Below are 24,114 nucleotides of genomic sequence, written 5' to 3'. Positions count from 1 at the left end.
CGATGCCTGACACGATGCCGGACGCCGACCTGGAGCCGGCGGGCACCGACCGGGCGGGCACCGCACCGGTGGGCACCGCGGATGCCGGGGCGGTCGAGGGCCGGCCGGCCACGCCGGACGAGCGCGCCTCCATGCGCCTGCTCGGTGTGGTCGGCGGCCTGGTGCTGGCGGTGCTCGCCGGCTTCGGGCTGGGCCGGATCACCTCGGGCGGCGTCGCCGAGCCCGCGCCGCTCCCGGCCGCGACCGGGGCGAACGCGGTGCACACGGACGCGCCCGGCGTGGCACCGCACACACACGGCGGCACGAGCGGCGGCACCAGCGGCACCGCCACCGGTGTCACGGTCGGCGGCAACCCGGCCGCCGGCGACGTCGGCGGCCTGATGGTCGGGTCGGCCGACTTCCGGCTGGTCCCGGCCGAGACCGGGTTTCCCGCGCCGGCCGAGCGGGCGCCGTTCCGGTTCGTCATCCAGGCGGCGGACGGCACGCCGGTCACCGACTTCGCGGTGGTGCACGACAAGCGACTGCACCTGATCGTGGTGCGCCGCGACCTGTCCGGCTACCAGCACCTGCACCCGGAGCTGGCGCCGGACGGCACCTGGAGCACCGAGCTGGCGCTGCCCACCGCGGGTGCGTGGCGTGCGTTCGCCGACTTCACCGCCACCACCGCGACCGGCGCCCAGGTCGCCACCACGCTCGGCGTCGACCTGTCGGTCGGCGGTGACTACGCGGCGAGCCCGCTGCCCGCGCCCGCACCGAAGGTCACCGCCGGTGGGTTCGAGGCGGAGATGGCCGGCACGCCCGCGCTCGGCTCGGTCCAGCCGATGATCTTCACGCTCCGGCGCGACGGGGCCACGGTCCGGCCGGAGCGGTACCTCGGGGCGTACGGGCACCTGGTGGTGCTGCGCGAGGGCGACCTCGGCTACGTCCACGTGCACCCGGAGGAGCAGCTCACCGTGGACGGTGCGGTGAAGTTCTGGCTGGCGGCGCCGAGCAAGGGCCGCTACCGGGCGTTCTTCGACTTCCAGGTGGACGGCGTGGTGCACACCGCCGCGTTCACGATCACGATCGGCTGAGCAGCCGTTCCAGCGCGGGTTCGATGTGGAACCCATCGGTCAGCGCCGCGTACTCCGCCCGCGCGGCGTCGGTGGGCGCCGCGCCGGTGCGGCGTGCGCGGATCAGCAGGTTGCGCGGCGTGTGCGCGGAGTCGATGAACTCCACCACCTCGACGCGGTAACCGTGCAGCCGCAGCAGCGACGCCCGGACCGTGTCGGTGAGCACGTCCGCGAACCGTTCGCGCAGGATGCCGTGCCGGCCGAGCCCTTCGAACGGGGTCGGCGCCGGTGCCTTGCGCAGCTGCGCGGCCAGGTCGTGGTGGCAGCAGGGCGCGGCCAGCACCCAGCGCGCCTCCCACTCGACGGCGCGGGCCAGCGCCTCGTCGGTGGCGGTGTCGCACGCGTGCAGCGCCAGCACCACGTCCGCGGCCTTGACGTCCGCGTCCAGGATGGTGCCGGCCACGAAGCGGACCTCGCCGGCGCAGCCGAGCCGCTCGGCGAGCTCGGTGTTGCGGACCCGCTGGTCCTCGCGCACGTCCACGCCGACCACGTCGAGCGCCACGCCGCGCGCGGACAGGTATCGGTAGGCCGCGAACGTCAGGTAGGCGTTGCCGCAGCCCAGGTCCACCACGCGCAGTCGCGTAGGCAACTCGTCCGGGAGCGTGGCGGCGAGCGCGCGAAGGAACGCGTCGACCTGCCGCCGCTTCGCCGCGCCGCCGCCGATCTCGGCGAACAGCGGGTCGCCCGGGTCCAGCAGGTGCTCCTTGACCCGGTCGTGCGCGACCGGCGCCGCACCCTGGGCGCCGGAGCCGGCGCGGTGCACCTGCGCCTCGCCCTTCTTGGTCACCCGCAGCTGCACGGTCCCGGCCGGCGACTCCACGTGCCAGTTGCCGAACGGCTCGGCCAGCAGCTCGTCCACGGCCGCGGAGGCCTCGTCGCCGAACGCGACGTTGCGGGTGAACGGCCGGGCGCCGTCGTTCGTCACGATCTGGAGCTTGGCGCCGCCCTTCAGCGAGACCGGGCGCAGCTCGGCCCGGACCACCGACGGCGTCTGCCCCTTGCGGCGCCCGGCGGCCACCGCCCGGGTCAGATCGGGGCGGAGCAGCAGGTCGCGCACCTCGGCGAGGGCGTCGGGAAGCGATTCGGGCATCCCACCAGTCTAGGCCCTGTATCGACGTGGATGGCCGGGCTGCGGCGAGGCCCAGACGCCGCCCGGCCGCACGTCGCACGAGCCCACGTACAACACCGGTATGCGGCCTTCCACGCGGCGCACCCGAATGACACCTGGACCGCGCCTCTGACACCTGGACCGCGCCTCGCTCCGACCCCCACGTCGATGCAGGGCCCAGGTGTGCTCTGCGCCGCCGTGCCCGGCCGTGATCATCGCTTACGCTGCCTGCCATGGCAGACACCGTCTTCACCCCGGACGTGGTGGCGCAGATCATGCGGCACATGAACGACGACCACGCGGCCGACAACGTGCTCATCGTCCGCGGCCTCGGCGGGCAGCCGGAGACCACCACCGAGGCGCGCATGTCCGGGATGGACGCGGACGGCATGGACTTCGTCGCGATCGTGGACGGCGCGGAGGTCCCGGTGCGCATCCCGTTCGCCGGGCGGCTCACCGAGCGGCGTCAGGTCCGCGGCGAGGCGGCCCGGATGTACCACGAGGCCTGCGCTGTGCTGGGCGTCACACCGCGTCCCTGACCCGTTCCGGCCGTCGAAATGACTGTCGAAACGGCGAATCTAATCGATGCCCCAGACTCCCTTAAAACTTCCCTAAAGGTAGACCGAAACTCCTCGGCGATTACCTGAAAAACGTTGAACCCCAGCGCCGCCCAACCCCGTAGGACCGGGCGAGGCGGTAAGCCTCGACAACTTCCGGGGCCCCGCCGGCCCGTCTCGCTCGGACGGACCGGCGGAGCCAGAGCGAACAAGGCTCACCGGTACGCCCGCGACGAGCGACGCAGGCTATCGGCCACAGAATCTGCGAAGGGTTGGGTTCAGGCGGATGGCACCGAGCTGGGATGACGAGAAGACTGGCTGGCGCGACTGGCGTCGTTACAAGGTCCCCGGCATGATCGCCGTGGGTGCGCTCACGCTGCTCGGCGGCGGTCTCGGTGTGGCGATGGCCGGCACCGGATCGTCCGGCGCGGCGGGGCAGACCATCACCTGCCCCACGGTGGAGGACAAGCTCCCCGCCATCCCGGCCAGCGCGCAGGCCGAGGTGGACCGCAACCTCGCGCTGCTGGAGACGCAGATCCAGGAGGCGAACAACCGCCTGGCCACGTCCGCAGGTGAGGGCGGCCCGAACTTCGTGCAGAACGCGATCCTCGGCCCGCTGGCGAGCAAGCGGACCGCCACCATCGACCGGATCGCGATCTCCATCGGACGGACCGCGGAGAAGCCGACCAACCTGGGCGGCCTCGCGGAGTGCTCGCTCAGCGCGGGCGGCGGTGGCGGCGCCGAGGCCGGCGGCGGCGAGCAGGCCGGTGGCGAGGAGGGGAACGCCGGCGGCGGCAACGAGGGCGGTGGCAACGCCGGGACCGGCGCGATCTCCTGCCCGGACGTGGCCGGTGAGCTGCCCGCGATCCCGGCACAGGCTCAGGCCGAGGTGGATCGCAACCTGGAGTTGCTCGACACGCAGATCGCCGAGGCCAACCAGCGCCTGGTGGACACGGTCGGCCAGGGTGGCGCCAACTTCGTGCAGAACGCGATCCTCGGCCCGCTGGAGGACAAGCGCGTCGCCACGATCAACCGCATCGCGACCGCGATCGGCCGTAACGCCGAGCGCCCGAACCTGGACGTCGCGACGCTGGCGCCGTGCGAGCTGAACGAGGACGAGGTCCCGGTCGTCGACCCGGTCGAGGGCGGCAACGGCAACAACAACGGCGGCGACGCCGGCGCCGGCTTCACCCAGCTGGTGATCAACGAGGGCAACGACGGCGGCTCGGACGGCGCGTTCGCCTGCCCGACCGTCGCGGACCAGCTGCCGGCCGTCCCGAACCAGGCGCTGGCCGAGGTGGAGAGCAACCTCGCGCAGCTGGAGAAGCAGATCCAGGAGGCGGAGACCCGGCTGGCGAACTCGGCCGGCCAGGGCGGCCCGAACTTCGTGCAGAACGCGATCAACGGCCCGCTGGAGGACAAGCGCGTCGCCGCGATCAACCGGATCGCGACCGCGATCGGCCGGCACACCGACAAGCCGCAGCTGGACGTCGCGAACCTCGCCCCCTGCACGGTGGCCTGATCACCCCGTAGGACCGGAGCCGCCCTTCCGCGAATGCAGCGCGCGGAGGGGCGGCTCTTTCATACCCGGGCGGGCGCGGTCACCAGGAGACGGCGCGGGCGTAGGAGTGGTTCCGCTCCTGGTAGTCGCCGGTGATCTCGATCCGGCCGGGCTCCAGACCGCGGGCGCGCAGGCCGGTGATCAGCTCCGGCAACATCCGCTGCGTCTCCCGCTGCGCGCAGTGCAGCAGCACGATGTCGCCGTCCCGGACCGTGCCGAGGATCGCCGCGCCGATCGCGGCCGCGGCCTGACCGGCGCCGTCGTCCGGGTTGAACGCCCACAGCACCGGCTCCACGCCGTACTCGCGGAACAGCATGACCACGTCCTCGTTCGCGCTGCCGAACGGCGGCCGGCCGATGACCGGGACCGCCCCGGTGTAGCGGGTGATCGCGGCTTGGGTGCGCCCGAGCTCGACCGCCGCGTCCTTGAGTGGGATCGCGGCCAGGTCGGGGTGGCTGTAGCTGTGGTTGCCGATCGCGTGTCCGGCCAGCGCGGCCCGGCTCGCGTACCGCCAGTCCGCCTCCACACCGCCGCCCACGAAGAAGAACGTGGCCCTCGCCTGCGCCTCGGCCAGGATGTTGAGAACCACCCCGGTCCCCGCGCTCGGCCCGTCGTCGAAGGTGAGCGCGACGTGCCCGCGCACCACCGGACGCGTGGCCGCCGCAGCGAGCACGCCCGGCCGCACCGCGGGCACGAAGCCGTTGGCGGTGAGGGTGAGCCCCATCGCCTGCCGATCCATCGGTACACCCGCCCTTCACCGTCCATGGCGCACGCGAGAGGTCCGTCTCTCGCGGGTGCGAGGCCATCCGTGGCTCGCAGGTCACAGGATCGGCGGGCCGGTTCCCGGCCTGAGATCAAAACCGAAGATGTGGGGGTACGGCGCGCCGCGCGCCACGTAGCCGTCCGGGAGGAGCGCGGGCGCCGACCGGTGCGGGCGCACCCGGAACGCGGCCATGCCGGGAGTGGGAACAGCACACGGCCGGACCGGCCTCGGCGCCGCAGCGAAAGGGCGGGCCTCCGTCGCCGGAGACCCGCCCTTGATCGTTGCTTTCGGGACCTCAGTCCTCGCTACCGCCGTCGGTGCCCTCGGCGCTCTCGGCGCCCTCGACACCGGCACCGCGACCGCCCCGGCCACCCCGGCGGCGACGACGGCGCTTGGGGCCGTCGCCGGACGCGTCGGCGTGCTCGCCGTCGCTGTCCCGAGCCTCCGGCACCTCGGCCGTCGTGACCTCGGCGGCCACCGTGGCGCCCTCGCCGGACACGGCCTCGCCGGCCCGACGGCGGCGACGGCGCGGCTTCGCCGATGCCTCGTCCTCCGCGGTCTCGGTCATGGTCGCGGCCGGCGCCTCGGTGCCGGCGCCGTCGCCCGGCTCGACGCGCCGGGTGCGCTTCCGGGTGCGCGGCGTGCGCTGGGCCGGAGCGGCCGCCCGGTCACTGCCGCGACGCCCGGAGCGGCGTGGGCGGGTGCTGCCCAGGTCCTCCTCCACCTCGGCGGAGAGGCCGGCCCGGGTCCGGTCGGCGGACGGCAGCGCCGCCGCGACGTCGGTCGGGATGTCCAGGTCCGTGTAGAGGTAGGGGGAGGTGTGGTAGGTCTCCGGGGGTTCCCGCATGTCCAGCCCGATCGACTTGTCGATCAGGTGCCAGCGCGGCATGTCCTCCCAGTCCACGAACGTGACCGCGACGCCGGTGGCGCCGGCCCGGCCGGTGCGGCCGATGCGGTGCGTGTACGTGTCCGGGTCCTCCGGGCAGTCGTAGTTGATCACGTGGGTGACGCCGGAGACGTCCAGGCCACGGGCCGCGACGTCGGTGGCGACCAGCACGTCGATCTTGCCGGCCCGGAACGCCCGCAGCGCCCGCTCGCGCGCGCCCTGGCCCAGGTCGCCGTGGACCGCCGCGACCGCGAAGCCGCGGAAGTCGAGGTCCTCGGAGAGCCGGTCGGCCGCGCGCTTGGTCCGCGTGAAGATCATCGTGAGACCGCGGCCGCGCGCCTGCAGGATGCGGGCCACCATCTCGATCTTGTTCATCGGGTGCGTGCGGTACGCCACCTGCAGCGTCTGCGGCGACGGGCCGGTCTCCACGGTGTGGCCCGCGTGCACGGTCACCGGGTGCCGCAGGAAGCGGCGGGCGAGCGTCACGATCGGGTCCGGCATGGTCGCGGAGAACAGCATGGTCTGCCGGTCCTCCGGCAGCATGGCGAGGATCTTCTCCACGTCGTCCAGGAAGCCGAGGTCGAGCATGCGGTCGGCCTCGTCCAGCACCAGCGCGCGGATCCGGTCGAGGCGCAGCTTCTTCTGCTTCGCCAGGTCCATCAGGCGGCCGGGCGTGCCGACCAGGATCTCGACGCCGGCCTTCAGCGGGTCCGTCTGCTGCTCGTAGGCGACGCCGCCGTAGATCGGCAGCACCCGCACGCCGCGGCCCTTGCCGGCCAGCGCCAGGTCCTTCGCGACCTGGAGGCCCAGCTCGCGGGTCGGGACCACGACGAGCGCCTGCGGCAGGCCGTCGCCGCCCTCGGCGGGCGCGAACACCCGGTCGATGAGCGGCAGGCCGAACGCGAAGGTCTTGCCGGTGCCGGTCGGCGCCTGGCCGATCATGTCGGAGCCGCGCAGCGCGATGGGCAGCGCGTACTCCTGGATGGCGAACGCGCGCTCGATGCCGGCGGCGGCCAGTGCGGCGACGGTCTCGTCCCGCACGCCGAGCTCGGCGAAGGTGGGCTTGTCGCTGACGGCAGCGGCTCGGGTGGGAGCGTTCTCCTGCTCTTCGATGTCGTTCATAAAGTTTTGGGGGTGCCCTCTCGTGGTGCGCCCCGCTTCGTTCGAGGGCGCGTGTGGGTCGAGGCGCGGGCCGCGCGCGGTCGTCCGAGGACGTCCGCGGGCCCGCACGCCGTCGCAGGGCTTGGGTTCACCGGCCGACGTGTCTGGTGCGACACGGCTGCGACGCGAGCCTCGCGCCACGAAAGCGGCGGCGAGAGCCCGGCGAGCCACACGTGTCGTGCAGCCTCACGTGCGGAGCGATGAAATCGATACCTGCGCCTGATCTGCTGCCAGCATACCCGACCAGCATGAACGGCACCTCAGCTGGAATATCTCGATTCGGTCGGGGTGCTCGTCAGTGGCGTGGGTCACAACCGATGCCGGTGTCGCTGGTCACCGCGGTGCACTGCCGCGTTCAGCGTTGAGCGGTAGCCTGCGCTCGTGTCCGGTGACGATTCACGATCGCAAGATCTTCGTGCCCCCGTGGTGGAGCTGCTCGGCCTGGTCGCGTTCGGCGAGCTGCTCGCGTTCGAGCGGATGGCGCGGGACGCCGCGCTCGCCCCCGACCTGCGCCGGCGCGCCATGCTCGGCGAGATGGCCGCGGTGGAGGTGGACGGCTATCAGCGGGTCGCGGCCCGGCTTGCGGAGCACGGCGTGGACCCGCAGGCGGCGATGGTGCCCTACGTGCGCCCGGTCGAGGAGTACCACGACGCCACCGAGCCGAAGGACTGGCTGGAGGCGCTGACCAAGGTCTACGTCGGCGACGGCATCGCGGACGACTTCCTGGCCGAGGTGGCCGCGCTGCTCGACCCGGCGGACGGCGACCTGGTGCGGCAGGTGCTGCACGACGGCCGGTACGCCGCGTTCGCGGAGGCGGAGCTGCGGGCCGCGATCGAGGCGGATCCCAAGGTTGCGAACCGGCTCTCGATGTGGGCGCGGCGGCTGGTCGGCGAGACGCTGTCGCACGCCCAGCGGGTCGCGGCCGAGCGGGCGTCGCTGACCGAGCTGATCGTCGCCGGCGCCGGGCGCGACGACGGCGTGCAGAAGCTCTTCCAGCGGCTCACCACGGCGCACTCGGCACGGATGAACGCGCTCGACCTGAACAACTGAGGCCCTCGGGAAACCGAGGCGCCGAAAAATTGAGCCGCCGGGGTCTCGCGGCCCCGGCGGCTCGATCACATCGTCGTGGCTCAGCGGGCGGTGAAGCCGACCGAGCGCTGGCTCGCCTCCGCGATCTCCACGTAGGCGACCTTCGTCACCGGGACAATGACCTTACGGCCCTTCTCGTCGGTGAGGGTGAGGACGCCGTCGCCGTTGATCGCCTCGGTCACGACCTTTTCGACCTCGTCCGGCGTCTGTCCGCTCTCCAGCACGAGCTCGCGCGGCGCGTACTGGACGCCGATCTTGACCTCCACGGGTCCTCCTCATGGGACGAAGATGTTCCGTTCGAAGGCTAGCCGATCAGGGGCGCCGATCGGCAGCTCAACCGCCGTGCTCGCGCAGAGCTGAATTAGTCACCTTGCAGTGGGAAGCTCGCGATCCCGCGCCAGAGCAGGGCGGTCAGCAGTGACTCCGCCTCCTGCTTGGGGATCTGGCGACCGTTGGCCAGCCAGAACTGCGCGGCGGTCTCCGCGGCGCCGACCAGGCCGGAGGCGAGCAGCTCGGCGTGCGCCCGGTTGACCCCGGTGTCCGAGATGATGGTGTCGGTCAGCGCCGCGATGCAGCCCTTCTCGACCCGCTCCACGCGCTCCCGTACGGCCGGCTCGTTGCGCAGGTCCGACGCGAAGACCAGGCGGAACGCCTCGCTCTCGTGGTCGACGAAGTCGAAGTACGCGGTCACGGCACCGCGGACGCGCTCCTTGTTGTCCGGCGTCGCCTGCATCGCGGCCTGGACCTTCGCGACGATCGCCTCGCAGTGCGTGTCCAGCAGCGCCAGGTAGAGCTCGAGCTTGCCCGGGAAGTGCTGGTAGAGAACCGGCTTGGAGACGCCGGCACGCTCCGCGATGTCGTCCATCGCGGCCGCGTGGTAACCCTGCGCGACGAAGACCTGTTGCGCGGCGGCGAGCAACTGCTTGCGGCGCGCGGAGCGCGGCAGACGCGTCGGCCGTCCCGCCGTTTGAGCGCCCCCCGACGCTGCGGTCATGGATCTACCTCCTTGCTGCGGGCGGACTGTGCACCGCTCGCGCCATGGGCTCAAGTATCCGGCGACACGTGGTTTCCACCACCGTCCCCCGCCCGGTCGCCGAATTAGCCCGACGTAGCAACTTATCGCTGCTGTCAGCACACGGTAGCCTCAGCGGGGGCGACGGAGGAGCGCACGGTGGACGAATCGAGGGAAGCGGACGACGCCACGCCGGGTGAAAACCATAACGGTGCGGCTCCGCGTGACGACCGCGCCCGGCCGAACGGCTGGGCGCCGGTCGATTCCGCATGGTCGAACGCGGGTCCCTCGCACGAGCCGGAGCCGATGCCCCCGGCATGGCGCCGGACGAACGATCGCGACGCGTCCTCATGGATCGACCCGCAGGCCCGATATGCAGACCTGATGGCACAACTGTCGCCGTCCCCGCCGGCCGCCACCGGCCGGACCCAGCGTCGGCCGGTCAACGGCCATGATCACGAGGAGCACCCGGTAGAGCCGCAACCCCCGCTGCCAGCCGCTCAGGTGCCGGCCAGCGCGCCCCCGTACCCGTACGAAGGTGACCTGGAGGACGCAGGTCTCCTCCCGCGCCCGACATACCCGGGCGAGCCGACCGAGTCCGAGATCACACCGCGTGACTCGTGGCACTCGTCGGGTGAGCCCGCGTGGGGCCGAGGCGAGCCGGACCCGCCGAGCCGGTACTCCGGCCCTCGCCCGGTCACCGGGCCGCGGCCGGTCGAGCCGCTGCGCCCGGTGGGTGCGCCGCGCGCCGACGAGCCGCGCCTCGGCCGTCGTGGCGACAACCCGACCGGCGGCCTGCGCGCGATCGACGGCGGCCTCTCCCGGGACGGCCGGGAGCAGTCCCGGGCCGACCTGACGGACACCGAGGTGAACGGTCCGCGCCTGATCGACTCGCCGGAGGGCCTGCCCACCCGCCAGGCGCGCGATCGGCTCAGCGAGGCCGGTGGCCGGCTGCTGGAGGGTCTGCGCCGCCGCTCGCCGGAGTTCGGCCGCGCGTTCGGCCGGGATCGCACCGAAGCGCCGGCCGACGTGCCCGCCGCGCCGGAGGAGCCGCCGGCCGCGCCGGTGGAGTCGCCGCACCCGGACCGGCTCGCCTACGAGCCGCGCCGGTCGAGCGAGAGCCGGTCGCCGGAGACGGACGGCGATCTGCCGCCGCGCCGTTCCGCGCGCGCGGGCGAGGAGAGCACGGAGCCGCGGGAGGCCGCGCCGCGCGCGGCCGGCCGCCGTGAGTTCCGTCCGCTGGACCTGGACAGCCGGCGTGCCGACCAGCCCGAGGAGGGCCGCCGGCGCGCGATACCGGACCCGGCGGACGAGCCGACGTTCCGCCAGTCCGGATACTCCGGGGGCTTCCCGGCGTATCCGCCGCCGCCCCCCGGCCTGCTGCCGCCGGGCCGCGACGAGTTCGACGACTTCGGCCGGGCGGCGGAGGCGCTGCCCAAGCGCGTGCCGTCCGACGACGTGCCGCTGATACCCGCGGCCCCGATCGCCGGCCCGCCCGCCGCCGACACGCCCGACCTGGCCCGGATCCGCGACAGCCTGCGCCGGGAGGACCCGGCGCCGGAGCGCGACCGCCCGGACGGGTTCGACGTGGACGCGATCCAGGCCGCGGTGCGCGAGGTCGCCGGCGTGCGGCACGCGACCGTGCACATCACCGAGAGCGGCGCGCACAAGCTGCGCCTCGACCTGACCGACGGCGCCGACCCGGCCGAGGTCTCCCGGATGGTGGCCCGGCTGCTGCAGGAGCGCATGGGCCTGGCCGCCTCCTCCCAGGAGGGCCTGCCGATCGGCGGGGAGGCGTCGGTCCCGGCGTCGGTCACGCCGATCCGCCCGACCGCCGCCGAGCCGCCGGCCGACGCGCCGTCCCGGCCGCAGAGCCGCAGCGGCGTCAGTTACCTGCCGCGCCCGGCCACCACGCCGAAATCCGAGTCGTCGTCCGCCGCGTCCGCGCACGTGCCGATCCAGCCGGGCGTCCGGCCGGTCCCCAGCCAGCCGGTCCCCGCGCTCCCCGCGCAGCCGGCCCCGGCGGACGAGCCGGCCCGGCGCCGCCGCGTGTCACCGCCGACCGAGAGCCTGCCGGTCGAGCCGGCCGCCGCCACCGACGAGACCGGCGAGCAGCTCGCGGCCGGCTACCTGCCCGGCCAGCCGACCGCGGCCGTGGTCGGCCCGCCGGCGCTGGACCCGGGTGGCCGTCCCGGCCCGCGCGTGCTGATCGAGCACGTACAGACCCGCACGTTCGGCCTGGACGTGACCGTGGAGGTGGAGCTGGCGGTCGGCGAGCAGGTCGCCACCGGCGTCGCCACCGGACCGGCCGTCGACGGCTACGTGCTGCGCCTCTGCGCGGTCGCGGCCGCCTCCGCCGTGGACGAGCTGCTGCGTTCCGACGACAACGGCGAGGAGCCCGGCCGCTGTTACGTCGAGCACGCCGCCGTGGTGCCGTTCGGCACCACCGAGGTCGCGCTGGTCGTGCTGCTGCTGGCCTGTGACGGCTGGGTCGAGCAGCTCAGCGGCTCGGCCGTGGTCGGCGGTGACCGGCGGCAGGCCGTGGTGCGCGCCACGCTCGCGGCCGTCAACCGGCGACTGGAAGGCCTGCTGCCCTCCTGACCGGCTGCCCGCATGCCGCTCCGGCGTGCGGGCAGACCGCGCACCGTGCGGCCCGCGCCCACGGTCCGCCGCACGAGGGATGGCCGGGCCACGGCGAGGCGAAAACACCTTCTCGGGCGGGTTACGCCGTTTCCGGCCGCTTTTGGTGGCAACCTTGAAGGGCGATGGCTACTCCGGGTAACCGAACCTATCCCCTGGGTGCCGCTGGTGGCCGTACCTCCGAGGAACGCGCGGCCGCCGCGGCGGCGATCAGGCGTGTCCGTCTCGACCCGGACGAGCGCCGGCGCCAGCGGCGGGAGAACTTCGGTCTGCCCACCGCGCCGATGTCCCGGTCGCTGGCCGTCACGCGCGCGGAGGGCCGGTCCGGCCGGCTGCGCCGCGACGCCGGCTCGGTCCGCATCCCCGGCCCGGCCCGGTCGCCGGCGCCGGCCGAACCGATCCGCCGGTTGCGGCGCAAGCGGCGGCGTACCGGCGTGATCGCGCTGTTGCTGGCCGCGGCCGCGCTGGTCGGGGTGGATCTCGCCCGGGGCCCGGACTACCGCCCGGTCAGCGCGCCCGGCGACCCCGCCGGGCCGGTCACGCCGGCGGAGCCGCCGACCCGTTCGGCCGACGCGCCCCACCCCGCGTCGCCCGCCCCGACGCCGTCCGTCCGGACACCGGTGGTCCCGAAGACGCCGGTGGTCCCGAAGACGCCGGTCGCCTCGCGGTCCGCCGCCGCGCCGCCACCCGGCGGTGAGACGGTGATGCCGGAGAAGGCCGCCACGTTCGCGCAGCAGGGCACCGGGACGTTCACCCACGCCGCCGGCCCCGGTCCGGTGCTGGGCCGGGCCGGGATGCTGCGGCGCTTCCGCGTGGTGGCGGAGGGCGGCACCGGTGTGCCGGTGGACGCGTTCGCGGCCGAGGTGGACCGGATCCTCGGGGACCGGCGCAGCTGGATCGCGTCCGGGCAGTTCCGCCTGCAGCGGGTGGCGCAGGGACAGAACGCGGAGTTCGTCGTCTACCTCGCGACGCCGCGGACCAGCGAGAAGATGTGCGCGGCGGACGGCCTGACCACGTCCGGCTACACGTCCTGCCGGCTGGTCGGCAAGGTGGTCATCAACGCCGCGCGCTGGCACACCGCGATCCCGGACTACGGCGCGCCGCTCGCCGATTATCGGGCGTACGCGATCAACCACGAGACCGGTCACCAGTTCGGGCACGGGCACGAGGCCTGTCCCGGGCCGGGTTCGCCGGCGCCGGTCATGCAGCAGCAGACGTACGGCCTGCGCGGCTGCCTCGCGAACGCGTGGCCGTACCTGGCCGGGCGCCGTTACCAGGGCAAGGCGGTGCGGTGAACCGCGCTCCCGTACCGACGTGAACTATTCCCCTGTCCCGCAGTGCGGGCGCGTGTCGCTTCTCATGGCGTGCTTCGTCACGGCCGAGCAACAATGGCGTCCGTATACCCAATCGATCCGGGGAGTCATATCGTGGCCCTACCCCCGCTCGTCGAGCCCGCCGCCGAGCTGACCGTCGACGAGATCCGTCGCTATTCCCGCCACCTGATCATCCCGGACGTCGGGGTCGAGGGGCAGAAGCGGCTCAAGAACGCCAAGGTGCTCTGTGTGGGCGCCGGTGGCCTGGGCTCCCCGGCGCTGATGTACCTTGCCGCCGCCGGCGTCGGCACGCTGGGCATCGTGGACTTCGACACGGTGGACGAGTCCAATCTGCAGCGTCAGATCATCCACGGCCAGTCCGACATCGGTAAGCCGAAGGCCGAGTCCGCGGCCGCGTCCGTGCGCGAGATCAACCCGTACGTGAACGTCCAGGTCCACAACACGTCGCTCGACAACGACAACGTGTTCGAGATCTTCGGGCAGTACGACCTGATCGTCGACGGCACCGACAACTTCGCCACCCGCTACCTGGTGAACGACGCGTGCGTGCTGCTCGGCAAGCCGTACGTGTGGGGTTCGATCTACCGTTTCGACGGCCAGGTCAGCGTGTTCTGGAACGAGTACGGACCGAACTACCGCGACCTCTACCCGGAGCCCCCGCCGCCCGGCATGGTCCCGTCGTGCGCCGAGGGCGGCGTGCTCGGCGTGCTCTGCGCGTCGATCGGCTCGATCCAGGTCACCGAGGCGATCAAGCTGATCACCGGCATCGGTGAGCCGCTGGTCGGCCGCCTGATGGTCTACGACGCGCTGGACATGTCGTACCGCACCATCAAGATCCGCAAGGACCCGAACGCGGAGCCGATCACCGGTCTCATCGACTACGACGACTTCTGCGGCGCGGTCTCCGAGGAGGCGCAGGAGGCGACGCTGGGCTCGACCATCACGGTCAAGGAGCTCAAGGAGTGGCAGGACGCCGGCAAGGACTTCTTCCTGGTCGACGTGCGTGAGCCCGCGGAGTACGAGATCGTCCGCATCCCCGGCTCCACGCTCATCCCCAAGGGCGACATCCTGAACGGCGAGGCGCTGTCCAAGCTGCCGCAGGACAAGCAGATCGTGCTGCACTGCAAGTCCGGTGTGCGTTCGGCCGAGGCGCTGGCCGCGGTCAAGGCGGCCGGCTTCGCCGACGCGGTCCACGTGCAGGGCGGCGTGGTCTCCTGGGTCAAGAACATCGACCCGTCGCTGCCGGAGTACTAGGCCTTCACGCAAATTGCCCGCTTCCTCCCGGAGGCGGGCATTTTGCTTGCCCTTAAGACGAGATCCCCCTCACGGATAGTTGATCTAGCCTGACTCGGCGAGAGCGGAACCCGATTTCCGGGGGTAGCCTGGCGCGGTGGTCGACATGGATGCCGCGATAGGCTTCGTGGTTGCCCGAGGCGATCAGGTAGATCGAGCCCGGCTCTCCTACCTGCGCAACGGCACCCCCGCACCCGATGACGCGATCGCTCGCACCGAGATGGGGCAGGCCCCCGACGGTGGCTGGCCGGCCCAGTGGGGCGGCGAGATCGCGTCCATCGACGCCACCTGCTTCCGGCTCGCCGAGCTCGACGACCTCGGCGCGCTCGGCCGTCCCGCCGGCCGCAAGGCGCTCGACTGGCTGGCCGGCCGTCAGCGCCCGGACGGCACCTGGGAGGAGGACGCCTCCTACGCGCACACCGCGCCACCCTGGGCCCGCCCCGGCGACCCCGAGGCGCGGCTGCACCTCACCGCGCTGGCCGCGTACTGGCTGATCATCGGCGGCGGTCAGGCCTCCGCCGAGAGCGGCCACTTCGATCCACGCCTCGGCGGCGCCTACGCCGGCGTCGCACGCTCCGCGGCCCAGGCGATCGCCGGCTCACTGCGCCCCGACGGCAGCTGGCCGTCCTACCTGATCACCGGCGCGCTCGGCGCCGCCGTCCTCCACCGCCAGGACATGTTCTACGAGTCCGCCCGCATGCAGCTGATCCTCGCCGACCGCCTGCCCAAGCTCAGCCCCGGCGACACCGCGTTCCTCGCCGCCACGCTCAGCCGCGCCGGCGTCCCCGGCAACGACCACCTGCCCCAGGCCGCCCGCCAGCGCCTCGGCGAGACCCAGCGCACCGACGGCGGCTGGCCCAGCGACGACGGCGACGCCTTCGACGTCCACACCACACTGCTCGCCATCCGCGCCACCCGCTCCTGAACCGGCGCCACACCGTCCCACGAACGACCCGGACCCCCATCTTCCCGCTCCCGGCGTGGCCCGGCCCGCATGCTCCCGCGGGCAAACCCGCGGCGACCTCCGACTCCGCTGGCGCTCCGCTCCGGCCACCGCGCCGGAGCCGGCGCCGCCGTTGGTCACGGCAGGCCCCCGGTCAGCTGTCGTTCGGCTGCCGCGCCGGGGCCGGTGCCGTCGTTGGTTGCGCCGGCTTCGCGGCGGTCGTGGCTGTCCCCGTTTCCGGCGTGACGGTGGCCGGGTGCTCCGCACCCGAAATTTCGCCATTCAGCCGCACCGGCCGCGGATGCCGGCTCGCGAAACGCCACGGGCCGGTGCGTCCCCGCCGCGATCTCGGGCACGCCGCCCAGCCGCGCGAGATTCGTGAAGGCCGGGCGACGCGGAGGACCGATTTGTTCAGGTAAGCAGAGCAAAGCCGCGCGCGACGCGCAGGGAGCCGGTGGCCGTTTTGTCCGGTCAAGCCAGGCGGGGACGTGCCGGAGAGCGCGTGCCGGCCTGGAGGGCGACAAGCGGTTCCCCGGCTGGTAAGCAGAGCAAAGTGGCTGGTCAGAGAAGTGCGGCGGTGCCGCCGCGACGAGGGTCGGCGGCGGCGCCGGAGCGGCCGACGGCGGACGTGCCGCCGAAGTAGTGGCTGAGGCGATCCCAGCGGTGGACCGGGAAGCCGGCGGCCTCCATCGCGGCCAGTTCGTCGTCGGGGACGCCGGCCTCGGCGTGCACGTCGTCGCCGACCACGTGGAAGCGCGGGCGGGCGATCGCGGCCGGCATGTCGAGGCCGTCGATCAGCGTGGCGATCAGCGTGTGGATCAGTGCGCTCCGGATCCGGGAGGCGCCGGCGGAGCCGCCGGCCAGCACCAGGTCGCCGTCGTCGTCCAGCACCACCAGCGGGCACATCATCGAGGACATCCGGTCGCCGGGCGCCAGGTCGGCGGTGATCAGCTCGGCCTCCCCGAGCATGGAGTTGAGGTGGATGCCGAGGCCGGGGAGCCACACGCCGGCGCCCAGGCCGAGCGTGGTGGTGATGACGCACGCGTTGCCGTGCGCGTCGACCGCGGCGACGTTCGTGGTGTCGCCGAGGCGCTGCGGGCCGCGGTCGGCGAGCGCGCGGGCGACGGCCACGGACCGGTCGGGGCGGGGCAGGCCGGCCAGCCCGGCCGGGAGCGTGCCGATCGTGGCGATCAGCGCGTTCAGGTCGTGCCGGGCCAGCACGCGCCGCCCGGCCAACGGCGCCTCGCGTACCGGCAGTTCCCGTACGCGGTAGGCGGCGAGGTCCGCGGGGCCGAGCGCGCCGCCGGTGGCGCGGACCGCGTCGACCATCAGTTTGGCGAAGCGCCCGGTGTAGAAGACGGCCGGGCCCTCGTCGGCGAGCTCGGTCATCGCCGCCTCCAGTCCGGGGTGGAACAGGCGTTCACCGGCGGCCAGGTAGCGGCCCTCGGGACGGTAGACGGCCGCGCCGTCGCCGTAGGCCAGCGCGGGGCCGCATCCGACCAGCGTGTGCGCGTGTTCCGGGGGCAGCAGCACGCCGGTCCGGGCGATCAGCGTCGCCGGCTCGACCACGCGTGACCAGGGCAGCGTGCCCCAGCGGCGGTGCACCTCCCCGGCACCGGCCGGGACGCCGGGCACGGCGACGCTGGCACCGCCGATGGAGTAGGTGACCGGGACCGCGCCGAACGCGACCTCGGTCGGCATCATCTCGCCGGGCGTGACGTCGCCGTCCAGCCCGGGCACGGCGCAGAAGAAGTCGAGGCAGGTCACGGCGTGGGTGGCGGCGTCGTACCAGATCGCGAACCCGCCGCCGCCCAGGCCGGTGAAGATGCTCTCGGCGGCGGCGCTGGCCAGCACGGCCGCGACCGCTGCGTCGGCCGCGGTGCCACCGGCGGCGAGCGCGCGCAGGCCGGCCTCGGCGGTAGCCGGGTGCCCGCCGGCGACCGCGGGCGGTACGGACTTTCGGGCGGTTTGCGTAGTCGTCACCGACGGCAGCGTAAACGGGTCTATGCGTGATCGGGTGTCGGTGGCTAACATCCGCGCGCATGAGCCCGCGATCGGATGATTTTCTGCCCCGCCGGGTGCACGTGGGCTACGCGCTGGGATCGCTGACCACCGGCGCGTTCGGCACCGTACCCGGGCTGCTGCTCCTGCCGTATCTGACCGACACGCTGGGCGTGGCCGCGGGACTGGCCGGTCTGCTCGTGCTGCTGCCCAAGGCCTGGGATGTGCTGATCAACCCGCTGGCCGGCCGGCTGTCCGACCGCACCCGCACGCGGTGGGGCGCCCGCCGGCCGTACCTGCTGGTGGCCGGGTTGGGTGTGGCCCTGCTCTTCGCCGCCATCTTCGCCGCACCGTTCGACACCGGAAGCGCCGGCGGCACCGAGAACGCCGAGAACGCCGGAGGCGGCGCCGGCAGCACCGCCTACGTGGCCGTCGCGTTCCTGGCGACCGCCACCGCGTACGCGTTCTTCCAGGTGCCCTACGTCGCGATGCCGGCCGAGCTGACCGCGGACCGCGCCGAACGGACCCGCCTGCTGACCTGGCGGGTGGCGGTGCTGGCGCTGGCCATCCTGGTCTCCGGCGCGCTGGCCCCGCTGGTGGTGACCGCGGGCGGCGGCGGGATCCCCGGTCACCGCTGGATGGGCGGGTTCGTCGGCGTGCTGATCGCGGCAGGTGCGGTCGGTGCGTTCCTCGGCACCGCGGGTGCGCCGGCCGGCCGGGTGCGGGAGAGCGAGGCCAGCCTCCGGGCGCAGGTGCGGACCGCGATCGCCAACCGCGCGTTCACCCGGCTGCTGATCGTCTTCGTGGTGCAGGCCGTCGGCATCGCCACCGTGCTGGCCGGTGTCAACTACTTCGCGGCCCAGGTGCTGCGCCGCCCGGACGACGGCCCGACGCTGCTGTTCGCCGCGTTCGTCGGCCCGGCGCTGCTGGTCATGCCGCTGTGGCGGCGGGTGGGCGCGCGGGCGGGGAAGGCGCGCGCGTTCACGATCGCGTCGCTGCTGTTCGCGGCCGGGGCGCTGGCCCTGGTGGCGGCGCCGGTGCTGCCGCCGGTCGCGGTCTACCTGATCGTGGCCGTGATGGGCGCCGGGTACGCGGGCGAGCAGGTCTTCGCGATGGCGCTGCTGCCGGACCGGATCGCGGACGACGAGGCGCGCACCGGCAAGCGGCAGGCGGGCGTTTTCACCGGACTGTGGACGGCCGGCGAGACGTTCGGCCTGGCGCTCGGACCGGGCGTGTTCGCGCTGGTCCTGGCGCTGTTCGGCTACGTCTCCTCGGACACCGGGCAGGCCGCGGCGCAGAGCGGCACCGCGAGGCTGGGCGTGCTGCTCGGCTTCACCGTGCTGCCGGCGCTGCTGGTGGCGCTGCCGCTGCCGCTCATCCGGGCGGGTTCCACCCGAACTCCCGCATCGGCACCCGCTCGCCCGTGAAGACCAGTCCCTCCGCGGCCAGCAGCGCACGCGCGCGCTGTTCGTGGCCGGGCGGGAGGCGGCCGGCGCTGTTCACCACCCGGTACCAGGGCACCGCGCCGCCGTGCCGCGCCATGATCGTGCCGACCAGGCGGGCGGAGGCGCGGCCGGACCGGTCGTGGAGCGCGTCCGCGATCGCGCCGTACGACGTGACCCGGCCCGGCGGGATGCTCTCCACCAGCGTGAGCACGGCCTCGACGTACTCCTCCGGTGTCATGCCGCACCACGATATGGGATCTGCGAAAGGGCGAGCGGGCGAGGGCGCGCAGAATGGGCGGGTGCGCGAAGCGGTGACCGAGGCGAAGCGGATCGTGGTCAAGGTGGGGTCGTCCTCGCTGACCACGGCCGCCGGCGGGATCGACGGGGAGCGGGTGTCGTCGCTGGTCGACGCGCTGGCGAAGCTCATCGACGACGGGCGGGAGGTGGTGCTCGTCTCGTCCGGTGCGATCGCGGCCGGGCTCGCCCCGCTCGGTCTGCGGCGCCGGCCGCGTGACCTGGCCACCCAGCAGGCCGCGGCGAGCGTGGGCCAGGGCCTGCTGATCGGGCACTACGCGACGAGCTTCGCCCGGTTCGGCCGTACGGTCGGGCAGGTGCTGCTGACCGCGGACGACGTGACCCGCCGCGCGCACTACCGCAACGCGTACCGCACGCTCCGGAAGCTTCTGGATCTGCGTGCCGTGCCGATCGTGAACGAGAACGACACGGTCGCCACCGACGAGATCCGTTTCGGCGACAACGACCGGCTGGCCGCGCTGGTCGCCGCGCTGGTCGAGGCGGATCTGCTGGTGCTGCTGTCGGACGTGGACGCGCTCTACACCGGTGACCCGGCCAAGCCGGAGTCGCGGCGGATCGACGAGGTGCGCGGCGACGGCGACCTGGCCGGCGTCACGATCGGAAAGACCGGAAAGGCCGGCGTGGGTACGGGTGGGATGGTCACCAAGGTGGAGGCCGCCCGGATCGCGACCGGCGCCGGCATCCCGGTGGTGCTCACCGCCGCACCGCTGGCGGCCGGCGCGCTGGCCGGCGAGCCGATCGGCACGTTCTTCCACCGGGAGCCGAGCCGGCCCGCGGCCCGGCTGTTCTGGCTGGCGCACGCGACCACGCCGCGCGGCCGGCTGCACCTGGACCCGGGCGCGGTGCAGGCGATCGTGGTGCGCCGCAAGTCGCTGCTCCCGGCCGGGATCACGGCCGTGGACGGTTCGTTCACGGCCGGCGAGCCGGTCGACCTGGTCGACGCCGGCTCCGGGGTACCGGTGGCCCGCGGGCTGGTCAACTACGACGCGGTGGAGCTGCCGGTGCTGCTCGGCCGGTCCACGAAGGATCTCGACCCCGATTACCGACGCGAGGTCGTCCACCGCGACGATCTCGTCCTGCTCTAGAAGGGTGCACCTGATGTCGAGCGTGATCGAGCAGGCGGGCCGGGCGCGTACGGCCGCCGCCGCGCTGGCCACCGCCTCCCGGACGGTCAAGGACGCGGCGCTGGCCGCGATGGCGGACGCGCTGGTGGCGCGCACCGCCGAGATCGTCGACGCGAACGGCAAGGACGTCGAGGCGGGCCGCGCCGCCGGCCTGTCCGACGCGATCATCGACCGGTTGTCGCTGTCGCCGGACCGGGTGGCGGCCATGGCGGACGGGCTGCGGCACATGGCCGGCCTGCCCGACCCGGTCGGCGAGGTGGTCCGCGGCTCCACGCTGCCGAACGGGCTGGAGCTGCGCCAGATCCGGGTGCCGTTCGGCGTGGTCGGCATCATCTACGAGGGCCGGCCGAACGTGACCGCGGACGCGGCCGGCATCTGCCTGAAGTCCGGCAACGCGGCGCTGCTGCGCGGCTCCGGCTCGGCCGCGCACTCGAACGCCGCGATCGTCGCCGTGCTCCGCGACGCGGTCGAGGCCCAGGGCCTGCCGGCCGACGCGGTGCAGCTGCTCGACTCGGCCACCCGCGACTCGGTGAAGGAGCTGATGCGGGCGCGTGGCCTGGTCGACGTGCTGATCCCGCGCGGTGGTGCCTCCCTGATCAAGACGGTGGTGGAGGAGTCCACGGTCCCGGTGATCGAGACCGGCGTCGGCAACTGCCACGTGTACGTGGACCGGCACGCGGACCTGGCGAAGGCGCTCGCCGTCGTGCTCAACTCGAAGACGCAGCGGCTCTCCACCTGCAACACGGCCGAGTCGCTGCTCGTCCACGCGGACGTGGCGGACCTGTTCCTGCCGGCGGTGCTGGACGCGTTCGCGGACGCGGGCGTGACCGTGCACGGCGACGCGCACACCGCGTCGTACGACCCGCGGGTGGTGCCGGCGACCGACGAGGACTACGCCACGGAGTACCTGTCCGCGGACATCTCGGTGGCCGTGGTGGAGTCGCTGGACGCGGCGATCGCGCACATCGGGCGCTACTCCACCGGGCACACCGAGGCGATCGTGACCGACTCGGTGGTCGCGTCGCGGGAGTTCGTGGCCCGGGTCGACGCGGCCGCGATCATGGTCAACGCGTCCACCCGGTTCACCGACGGCGGCGAGTTCGGCTTCGGCGCGGAGATCGGCATCTCCACCCAGAAGCTGCACGCGCGCGGTCCGATGGGCCTGCCGGAGCTCACGTCGACCAAGTACGTCGTCACCGGGGACGCGCACCTGCGGTCCTGACTGCGCGCCGCACTCGTGCCGGGCACCGTGCACCTGCGAAGCTGATCTCGTGTTGGGTGATGCGCTGCCGGAGGACGGAGTCCCGGCCGAGACGATCCTGGCCGAGCTGGGTGCGCTGCGCGCGGGCGACCTGCCGACCCACGGCGGGCGGCTGTTCGCGTACGTCTACGACCCCGCGGTCGACGGCCTGGACGCGCTGACCGCGAGCGCGCACGCGCTCGCGGCGCACGTCAACGGGCTCGACCCGACCGCGTTCCCGTCGCTGCTGGCCATGGAGAACGCGCTGGTCGGCGCCGCCGCCCGGCTGCTCGGCGGCGGCCCGGCCACGGTCGGCACGGTCACCGGCGGCGGCACCGAGTCGCTGATCCTGGCCGTGCAGGCGGCCCGGGATGCCCGGCCGGACATCGCGCACCCCCGGCTGGTGATCCCGGAGACCGCGCACGCCGCGTTCCTGAAGGCCGCGCACCTGCTGCGGGTGGCGGTGGACCGGGTTCCGGTCGACCCGGTCACGCTGCGCGCCGACCCGGCCGCCATGACGAGGGCGATGAGCCCGGACACGGTCCTGGTGGCGTGCTCGGCGCCGTCCTACGCGCACGGCGTGATCGACCCGGTCGGGCAGGTGGCCGCGCTCGCCGCGGCGGCCGGCGTCCGGTGCCACGTGGACGCCTGCTTCGGCGGCTGGACGCTGCCCTACCTGCGCCGGCTCGGGCTGCCGGTCCCGCCGTTCGACCTCTCCGTGGCCGGTGTCACATCGATCTCGGTGGACCTGCACAAGTACGCGTACGCGCCGAAGGGCGTGTCCGTGCTTCTGCACGCGGACGCGGCGCTGCGCCGCCCGCAGTACTTCGCGTCCGCGGACTGGCCCGGCTACACGATGCTGAACGCCGGCCTCGCCTCCACCCGGTCCGGTGGCCCGATCGCGGCCGCGTACGCCACGCTGCGCTACCTCGGCGAGTCCGGTTACCGCCGGCTGGCCGCCCGCACGCTCGGCGCCGTCCGCACGCTGGCCGAGGCGGTCCGGGCCGTCGACGGCCTGCGTCCGCTGGTCCAGCCGGAGACCACCGTGGTCTGCCTGACGTCGGACGATCCCGGTCTGGACGTGTTCGTGCTGGCGGACGAGCTGACCGCGCGCGGCTGGCATACCCAGCCCCAGCTGGCGTACGGGGACGTCCCGCCGACGCTGCACCTGACGGTCACCGCGGCGGTCGCGCCGGTCGCCGCCGAGTTCGGGCCCGCGCTCGCCGAGGCGGCCGCGGCGGCCCGCGCGCACGGCCCGGTGGTGCTGCCGGCCGGCCTGGCCGCGACGGTGGCCGCGCTGACGCCGGAGACGCTCACGCCGGAGTTGGTGGCCGGCCTGGCCGAGTCGCTCGGCGTGACCGGTGGGGGAGCGCCCGGGGCGACGGTGAACGCGCTGCTGAACCTGGCGCCACCGCGACTCCGGGAACAGTTTCTGATCGAATTCCTGAGTTTGCTGCAGCGCCCGGCCGTACCGCCGGAGAATTGATCTTGTTGTTGTGAGGTGTATTGCGGTTCCGCCCGGGAACCCTGCTCCGGCCAGGGTCTTCTCGCATTGCCAGGATGGGAACGCACGTCACAGAAAATTGCGGCATCGGAGGGCTGGCGCACAAAGGGCGGGTTGTGGTTAGGCTAGCCTTAGTTCAATTCTTCGATTCGGGAGGCCTGGCATGCCTGAGCCCCGGCGCACGCCGCAGGCGCGGACCGCGATCGTGACCCGCACCGAGCGGATCACACCGCACATGATCCGCGTCTGGCTCACCGGCGACGAGCTGGCCGGATTCGGTGCGGGTGAGTTCTCCGACCACTACGTGAAGCTGTGCTTCCCGCAGGACGGCGTCGACTACCCGGACCCGCTCGACATGGCCGCGGTCCGCCGCGACATGCCCCGTGAGGTCTGGCCCCGCATCCGGACCTACACGGTGCGCTCCTGGAACCCGGCCACGCTGGAGTTGGCGATCGACTTCGTGCACCACGGCGACGAGGGCATCGCCGGCCCGTGGGCCGACCGTGCGCGTCCCGGCGACACCCTCACCATGATGGGCCCCGGCGGCGCCTACCTGCCCGACCCGGCCGCCGGCTGGCACCTGCTGATCGGTGACGAGAGCGCGCTGCCGGCCATCGGCGCGTCGCTGGAGCGTCTGCCGCTCGGCGCCCAGGCCCGCGTGTTCATCGAGGTCAGCGGGCCCGAGGAGGAGCAGAAGCTGGACACCGACGGGCTCGCCGAGATCATCTGGGTGCACCGCGGTGACGCCGCCGTCGGCGCGCGGCTGGTCGAGACCGTGCGCGCGGCCGTCCCGGCGTTCCCCGCCGGCGACCTGCAGGCGTTCGTGCACGGCGAGGCGACCTTCGTGAAGGAGTTCCGCCGGCTTCTCAAGCTTGAGCTCGGTGTGCCCATGGACCGGCTCTCCATCTCGGGTTACTGGCGCCGCGGCGCGGACGAGGACGGCTGGCAGTCGTCCAAGGCGGAGTGGAACCGGCGGGTCGAGGAGGAAGAAGCCGCGCTCGTCGCCCGATAACGGGGTTAGAGTGC

At 73.6% G+C, this 24,114-nt stretch carries 20 protein-coding genes; 13 read left to right on the top strand and 7 right to left on the bottom strand.

What is annotated here, in order from left to right:
• The first annotated feature begins 2 nt into the window (after positions 1–2).
• Positions 3–1,073: a DUF8832 domain-containing protein gene (locus J2S44_RS16105; RefSeq protein WP_310414171.1), complete on the top strand. Its 1,071-nt coding sequence runs from the start codon at positions 3–5 to the stop codon at positions 1,071–1,073.
• On the opposite strand, the gene J2S44_RS16100 is transcribed toward J2S44_RS16105, so the two are convergent.
• Positions 1,060–2,202: a class I SAM-dependent methyltransferase gene (locus J2S44_RS16100; protein ID WP_310414167.1), complete on the bottom strand. Its 1,143-nt coding sequence runs from the start codon at positions 2,200–2,202 to the stop codon at positions 1,060–1,062. The genes J2S44_RS16105 and J2S44_RS16100 overlap by 14 nt on opposite strands.
• 251 nt (positions 2,203–2,453) lie before the next feature.
• Here J2S44_RS16100 and J2S44_RS16095 point away from each other — a divergent pair, with 251 nt between their 5' ends.
• Positions 2,454–2,759, top strand: a complete 306-nt coding sequence (locus tag J2S44_RS16095; protein ID WP_310414164.1) for a DUF2470 domain-containing protein — start codon at positions 2,454–2,456, stop codon at positions 2,757–2,759.
• A gap of 370 nt (positions 2,760–3,129) precedes the next feature.
• Complete coding sequence (locus J2S44_RS16090; protein ID WP_310414161.1) at positions 3,130–4,299, top strand: hypothetical protein; 1,170 nt, start codon at positions 3,130–3,132, stop codon at positions 4,297–4,299.
• A gap of 79 nt (positions 4,300–4,378) precedes the next feature.
• On the opposite strand, the gene J2S44_RS16085 is transcribed toward J2S44_RS16090, so the two are convergent.
• Both J2S44_RS16085 and J2S44_RS16080 read right to left on the bottom strand, forming a co-directional pair.
• Positions 4,379–5,062, bottom strand: a complete 684-nt coding sequence (locus tag J2S44_RS16085) for a polysaccharide deacetylase family protein (RefSeq protein WP_310414158.1) — start codon at positions 5,060–5,062, stop codon at positions 4,379–4,381.
• Positions 5,063–5,396: 334 nt separating this feature from the next.
• On the bottom strand, positions 5,397–7,109 hold the full coding sequence (locus tag J2S44_RS16080; protein WP_310414157.1) for a DEAD/DEAH box helicase: 1,713 nt from the start codon (positions 7,107–7,109) through the stop codon (positions 5,397–5,399).
• A 462-nt stretch (positions 7,110–7,571) separates the two neighbouring features.
• Here J2S44_RS16080 and J2S44_RS16075 point away from each other — a divergent pair, with 462 nt between their 5' ends.
• Positions 7,572–8,198: a ferritin-like fold-containing protein gene (locus tag J2S44_RS16075; protein ID WP_310414154.1), complete on the top strand. Its 627-nt coding sequence runs from the start codon at positions 7,572–7,574 to the stop codon at positions 8,196–8,198.
• Between the two features lie 80 nt (positions 8,199–8,278).
• Here J2S44_RS16075 and J2S44_RS16070 read toward each other — a convergent pair whose 3' ends face one another.
• Complete coding sequence (locus J2S44_RS16070; RefSeq protein ID WP_306837461.1) at positions 8,279–8,503, bottom strand: DUF3107 domain-containing protein; 225 nt, start codon at positions 8,501–8,503, stop codon at positions 8,279–8,281.
• A gap of 95 nt (positions 8,504–8,598) precedes the next feature.
• Positions 8,599–9,231 carry a TetR/AcrR family transcriptional regulator gene (locus J2S44_RS16065; protein WP_310414151.1) on the bottom strand — a complete coding sequence of 211 codons (633 nt, stop codon included), beginning with the start codon at positions 9,229–9,231 and terminating at the stop codon, positions 8,599–8,601.
• 402 nt (positions 9,232–9,633) lie between these two features.
• Here J2S44_RS16065 and J2S44_RS16060 point away from each other — a divergent pair, with 402 nt between their 5' ends.
• The 4 genes from J2S44_RS16060 to J2S44_RS16045 all read left to right on the top strand — a co-directional run bounded on the left by J2S44_RS16060 (position 9,634) and on the right by J2S44_RS16045 (position 15,441).
• Positions 9,634–11,850, top strand: a complete 2,217-nt coding sequence (locus J2S44_RS16060) for a hypothetical protein (protein ID WP_310414149.1) — start codon at positions 9,634–9,636, stop codon at positions 11,848–11,850.
• A 164-nt stretch (positions 11,851–12,014) separates the two neighbouring features.
• Positions 12,015–13,184, top strand: a complete 1,170-nt coding sequence (locus J2S44_RS16055; protein WP_310414146.1) for a DUF3152 domain-containing protein — start codon at positions 12,015–12,017, stop codon at positions 13,182–13,184.
• 93 nt (positions 13,185–13,277) lie between these two features.
• Positions 13,278–14,477, top strand: a complete 1,200-nt coding sequence (gene moeZ / locus J2S44_RS16050) for an adenylyltransferase/sulfurtransferase MoeZ (RefSeq protein WP_310414143.1) — start codon at positions 13,278–13,280, stop codon at positions 14,475–14,477.
• Positions 14,478–14,622: 145 nt separating this feature from the next.
• Entirely contained in the window at positions 14,623–15,441 is an 819-nt protein-coding gene (locus J2S44_RS16045) for a prenyltransferase/squalene oxidase repeat-containing protein (protein WP_310429699.1), read from the top strand.
• 579 nt (positions 15,442–16,020) lie between these two features.
• Here the strand turns inward: J2S44_RS16045 and J2S44_RS16040 are convergent.
• Positions 16,021–17,442 carry a gamma-glutamyltransferase gene (locus J2S44_RS16040; protein ID WP_310414140.1) on the bottom strand — a complete coding sequence of 474 codons (1,422 nt, stop codon included), beginning with the start codon at positions 17,440–17,442 and terminating at the stop codon, positions 16,021–16,023.
• A 59-nt stretch (positions 17,443–17,501) separates the two neighbouring features.
• Here J2S44_RS16040 and J2S44_RS16035 point away from each other — a divergent pair, with 59 nt between their 5' ends.
• Positions 17,502–18,887, top strand: coding sequence for an MFS transporter (locus J2S44_RS16035; RefSeq protein WP_310414137.1), 1,386 nt, complete (start codon positions 17,502–17,504; stop codon positions 18,885–18,887).
• Here J2S44_RS16035 and J2S44_RS16030 read toward each other — a convergent pair.
• Positions 18,835–19,143: an MGMT family protein gene (locus tag J2S44_RS16030; protein ID WP_310414134.1), complete on the bottom strand. Its 309-nt coding sequence runs from the start codon at positions 19,141–19,143 to the stop codon at positions 18,835–18,837. The genes J2S44_RS16035 and J2S44_RS16030 overlap by 53 nt on opposite strands.
• 61 nt (positions 19,144–19,204) lie before the next feature.
• Between J2S44_RS16030 and proB the strand changes: the two genes are divergently transcribed.
• The 4 genes from proB to J2S44_RS16010 all read left to right on the top strand — a co-directional run bounded on the left by proB (position 19,205) and on the right by J2S44_RS16010 (position 24,100).
• Positions 19,205–20,305: a glutamate 5-kinase gene (gene proB, locus J2S44_RS16025; protein ID WP_310414131.1), complete on the top strand. Its 1,101-nt coding sequence runs from the start codon at positions 19,205–19,207 to the stop codon at positions 20,303–20,305.
• Between the two features lie 13 nt (positions 20,306–20,318).
• Positions 20,319–21,566, top strand: coding sequence for a glutamate-5-semialdehyde dehydrogenase (locus J2S44_RS16020; protein WP_310414128.1), 1,248 nt, complete (start codon positions 20,319–20,321; stop codon positions 21,564–21,566).
• A gap of 49 nt (positions 21,567–21,615) precedes the next feature.
• Positions 21,616–23,070, top strand: coding sequence for a pyridoxal phosphate-dependent decarboxylase family protein (locus J2S44_RS16015; RefSeq protein WP_374727851.1), 1,455 nt, complete (start codon positions 21,616–21,618; stop codon positions 23,068–23,070).
• A 181-nt stretch (positions 23,071–23,251) separates the two neighbouring features.
• Complete coding sequence (locus J2S44_RS16010; protein ID WP_310414126.1) at positions 23,252–24,100, top strand: siderophore-interacting protein; 849 nt, start codon at positions 23,252–23,254, stop codon at positions 24,098–24,100.
• The last annotated feature ends 14 nt before the right edge of the window (positions 24,101–24,114 follow it).

It is taken from the genome of Catenuloplanes niger (genome assembly GCF_031458255.1).
Classification (GTDB): Bacteria; Actinomycetota; Actinomycetes; order Mycobacteriales; family Micromonosporaceae; genus Catenuloplanes; species Catenuloplanes niger.
This window is presented reverse-complemented; position numbering and strand designations above follow the sequence as displayed.

Excerpts from the sequence above, each read along its gene's own strand:
- J2S44_RS16105 (WP_310414171.1), top strand. The coding sequence starts at position 3 with ATGCCTGACACGATGCCGGACGCCGACCTGGAGCCGGCGGGCACCGAC.
- J2S44_RS16100 (WP_310414167.1), bottom strand. The coding sequence starts at position 2,202 with ATGCCCGAATCGCTTCCCGACGCCCTCGCCGAGGTGCGCGACCTGCTG.
- J2S44_RS16095 (WP_310414164.1), top strand. The coding sequence starts at position 2,454 with ATGGCAGACACCGTCTTCACCCCGGACGTGGTGGCGCAGATCATGCGG.
- J2S44_RS16090 (WP_310414161.1), top strand. The coding sequence starts at position 3,130 with ATGATCGCCGTGGGTGCGCTCACGCTGCTCGGCGGCGGTCTCGGTGTG.
- J2S44_RS16085 (WP_310414158.1), bottom strand. The coding sequence starts at position 5,062 with ATGGGGCTCACCCTCACCGCCAACGGCTTCGTGCCCGCGGTGCGGCCG.
- J2S44_RS16080 (WP_310414157.1), bottom strand. The coding sequence starts at position 7,109 with ATGAACGACATCGAAGAGCAGGAGAACGCTCCCACCCGAGCCGCTGCC.
- J2S44_RS16065 (WP_310414151.1), bottom strand. The coding sequence starts at position 9,231 with ATGACCGCAGCGTCGGGGGGCGCTCAAACGGCGGGACGGCCGACGCGT.
- J2S44_RS16060 (WP_310414149.1), top strand. The coding sequence starts at position 9,634 with ATGGCACAACTGTCGCCGTCCCCGCCGGCCGCCACCGGCCGGACCCAG.
- J2S44_RS16055 (WP_310414146.1), top strand. The coding sequence starts at position 12,015 with ATGGCTACTCCGGGTAACCGAACCTATCCCCTGGGTGCCGCTGGTGGC.
- moeZ (WP_310414143.1), top strand. The coding sequence starts at position 13,278 with ATGGCGTCCGTATACCCAATCGATCCGGGGAGTCATATCGTGGCCCTA.
- J2S44_RS16045 (WP_310429699.1), top strand. The coding sequence starts at position 14,623 with ATGGATGCCGCGATAGGCTTCGTGGTTGCCCGAGGCGATCAGGTAGAT.
- J2S44_RS16035 (WP_310414137.1), top strand. The coding sequence starts at position 17,502 with ATGAGCCCGCGATCGGATGATTTTCTGCCCCGCCGGGTGCACGTGGGC.
- J2S44_RS16030 (WP_310414134.1), bottom strand. The coding sequence starts at position 19,143 with ATGACACCGGAGGAGTACGTCGAGGCCGTGCTCACGCTGGTGGAGAGC.
- J2S44_RS16020 (WP_310414128.1), top strand. The coding sequence starts at position 20,319 with ATGTCGAGCGTGATCGAGCAGGCGGGCCGGGCGCGTACGGCCGCCGCC.
- J2S44_RS16010 (WP_310414126.1), top strand. The coding sequence starts at position 23,252 with ATGCCTGAGCCCCGGCGCACGCCGCAGGCGCGGACCGCGATCGTGACC.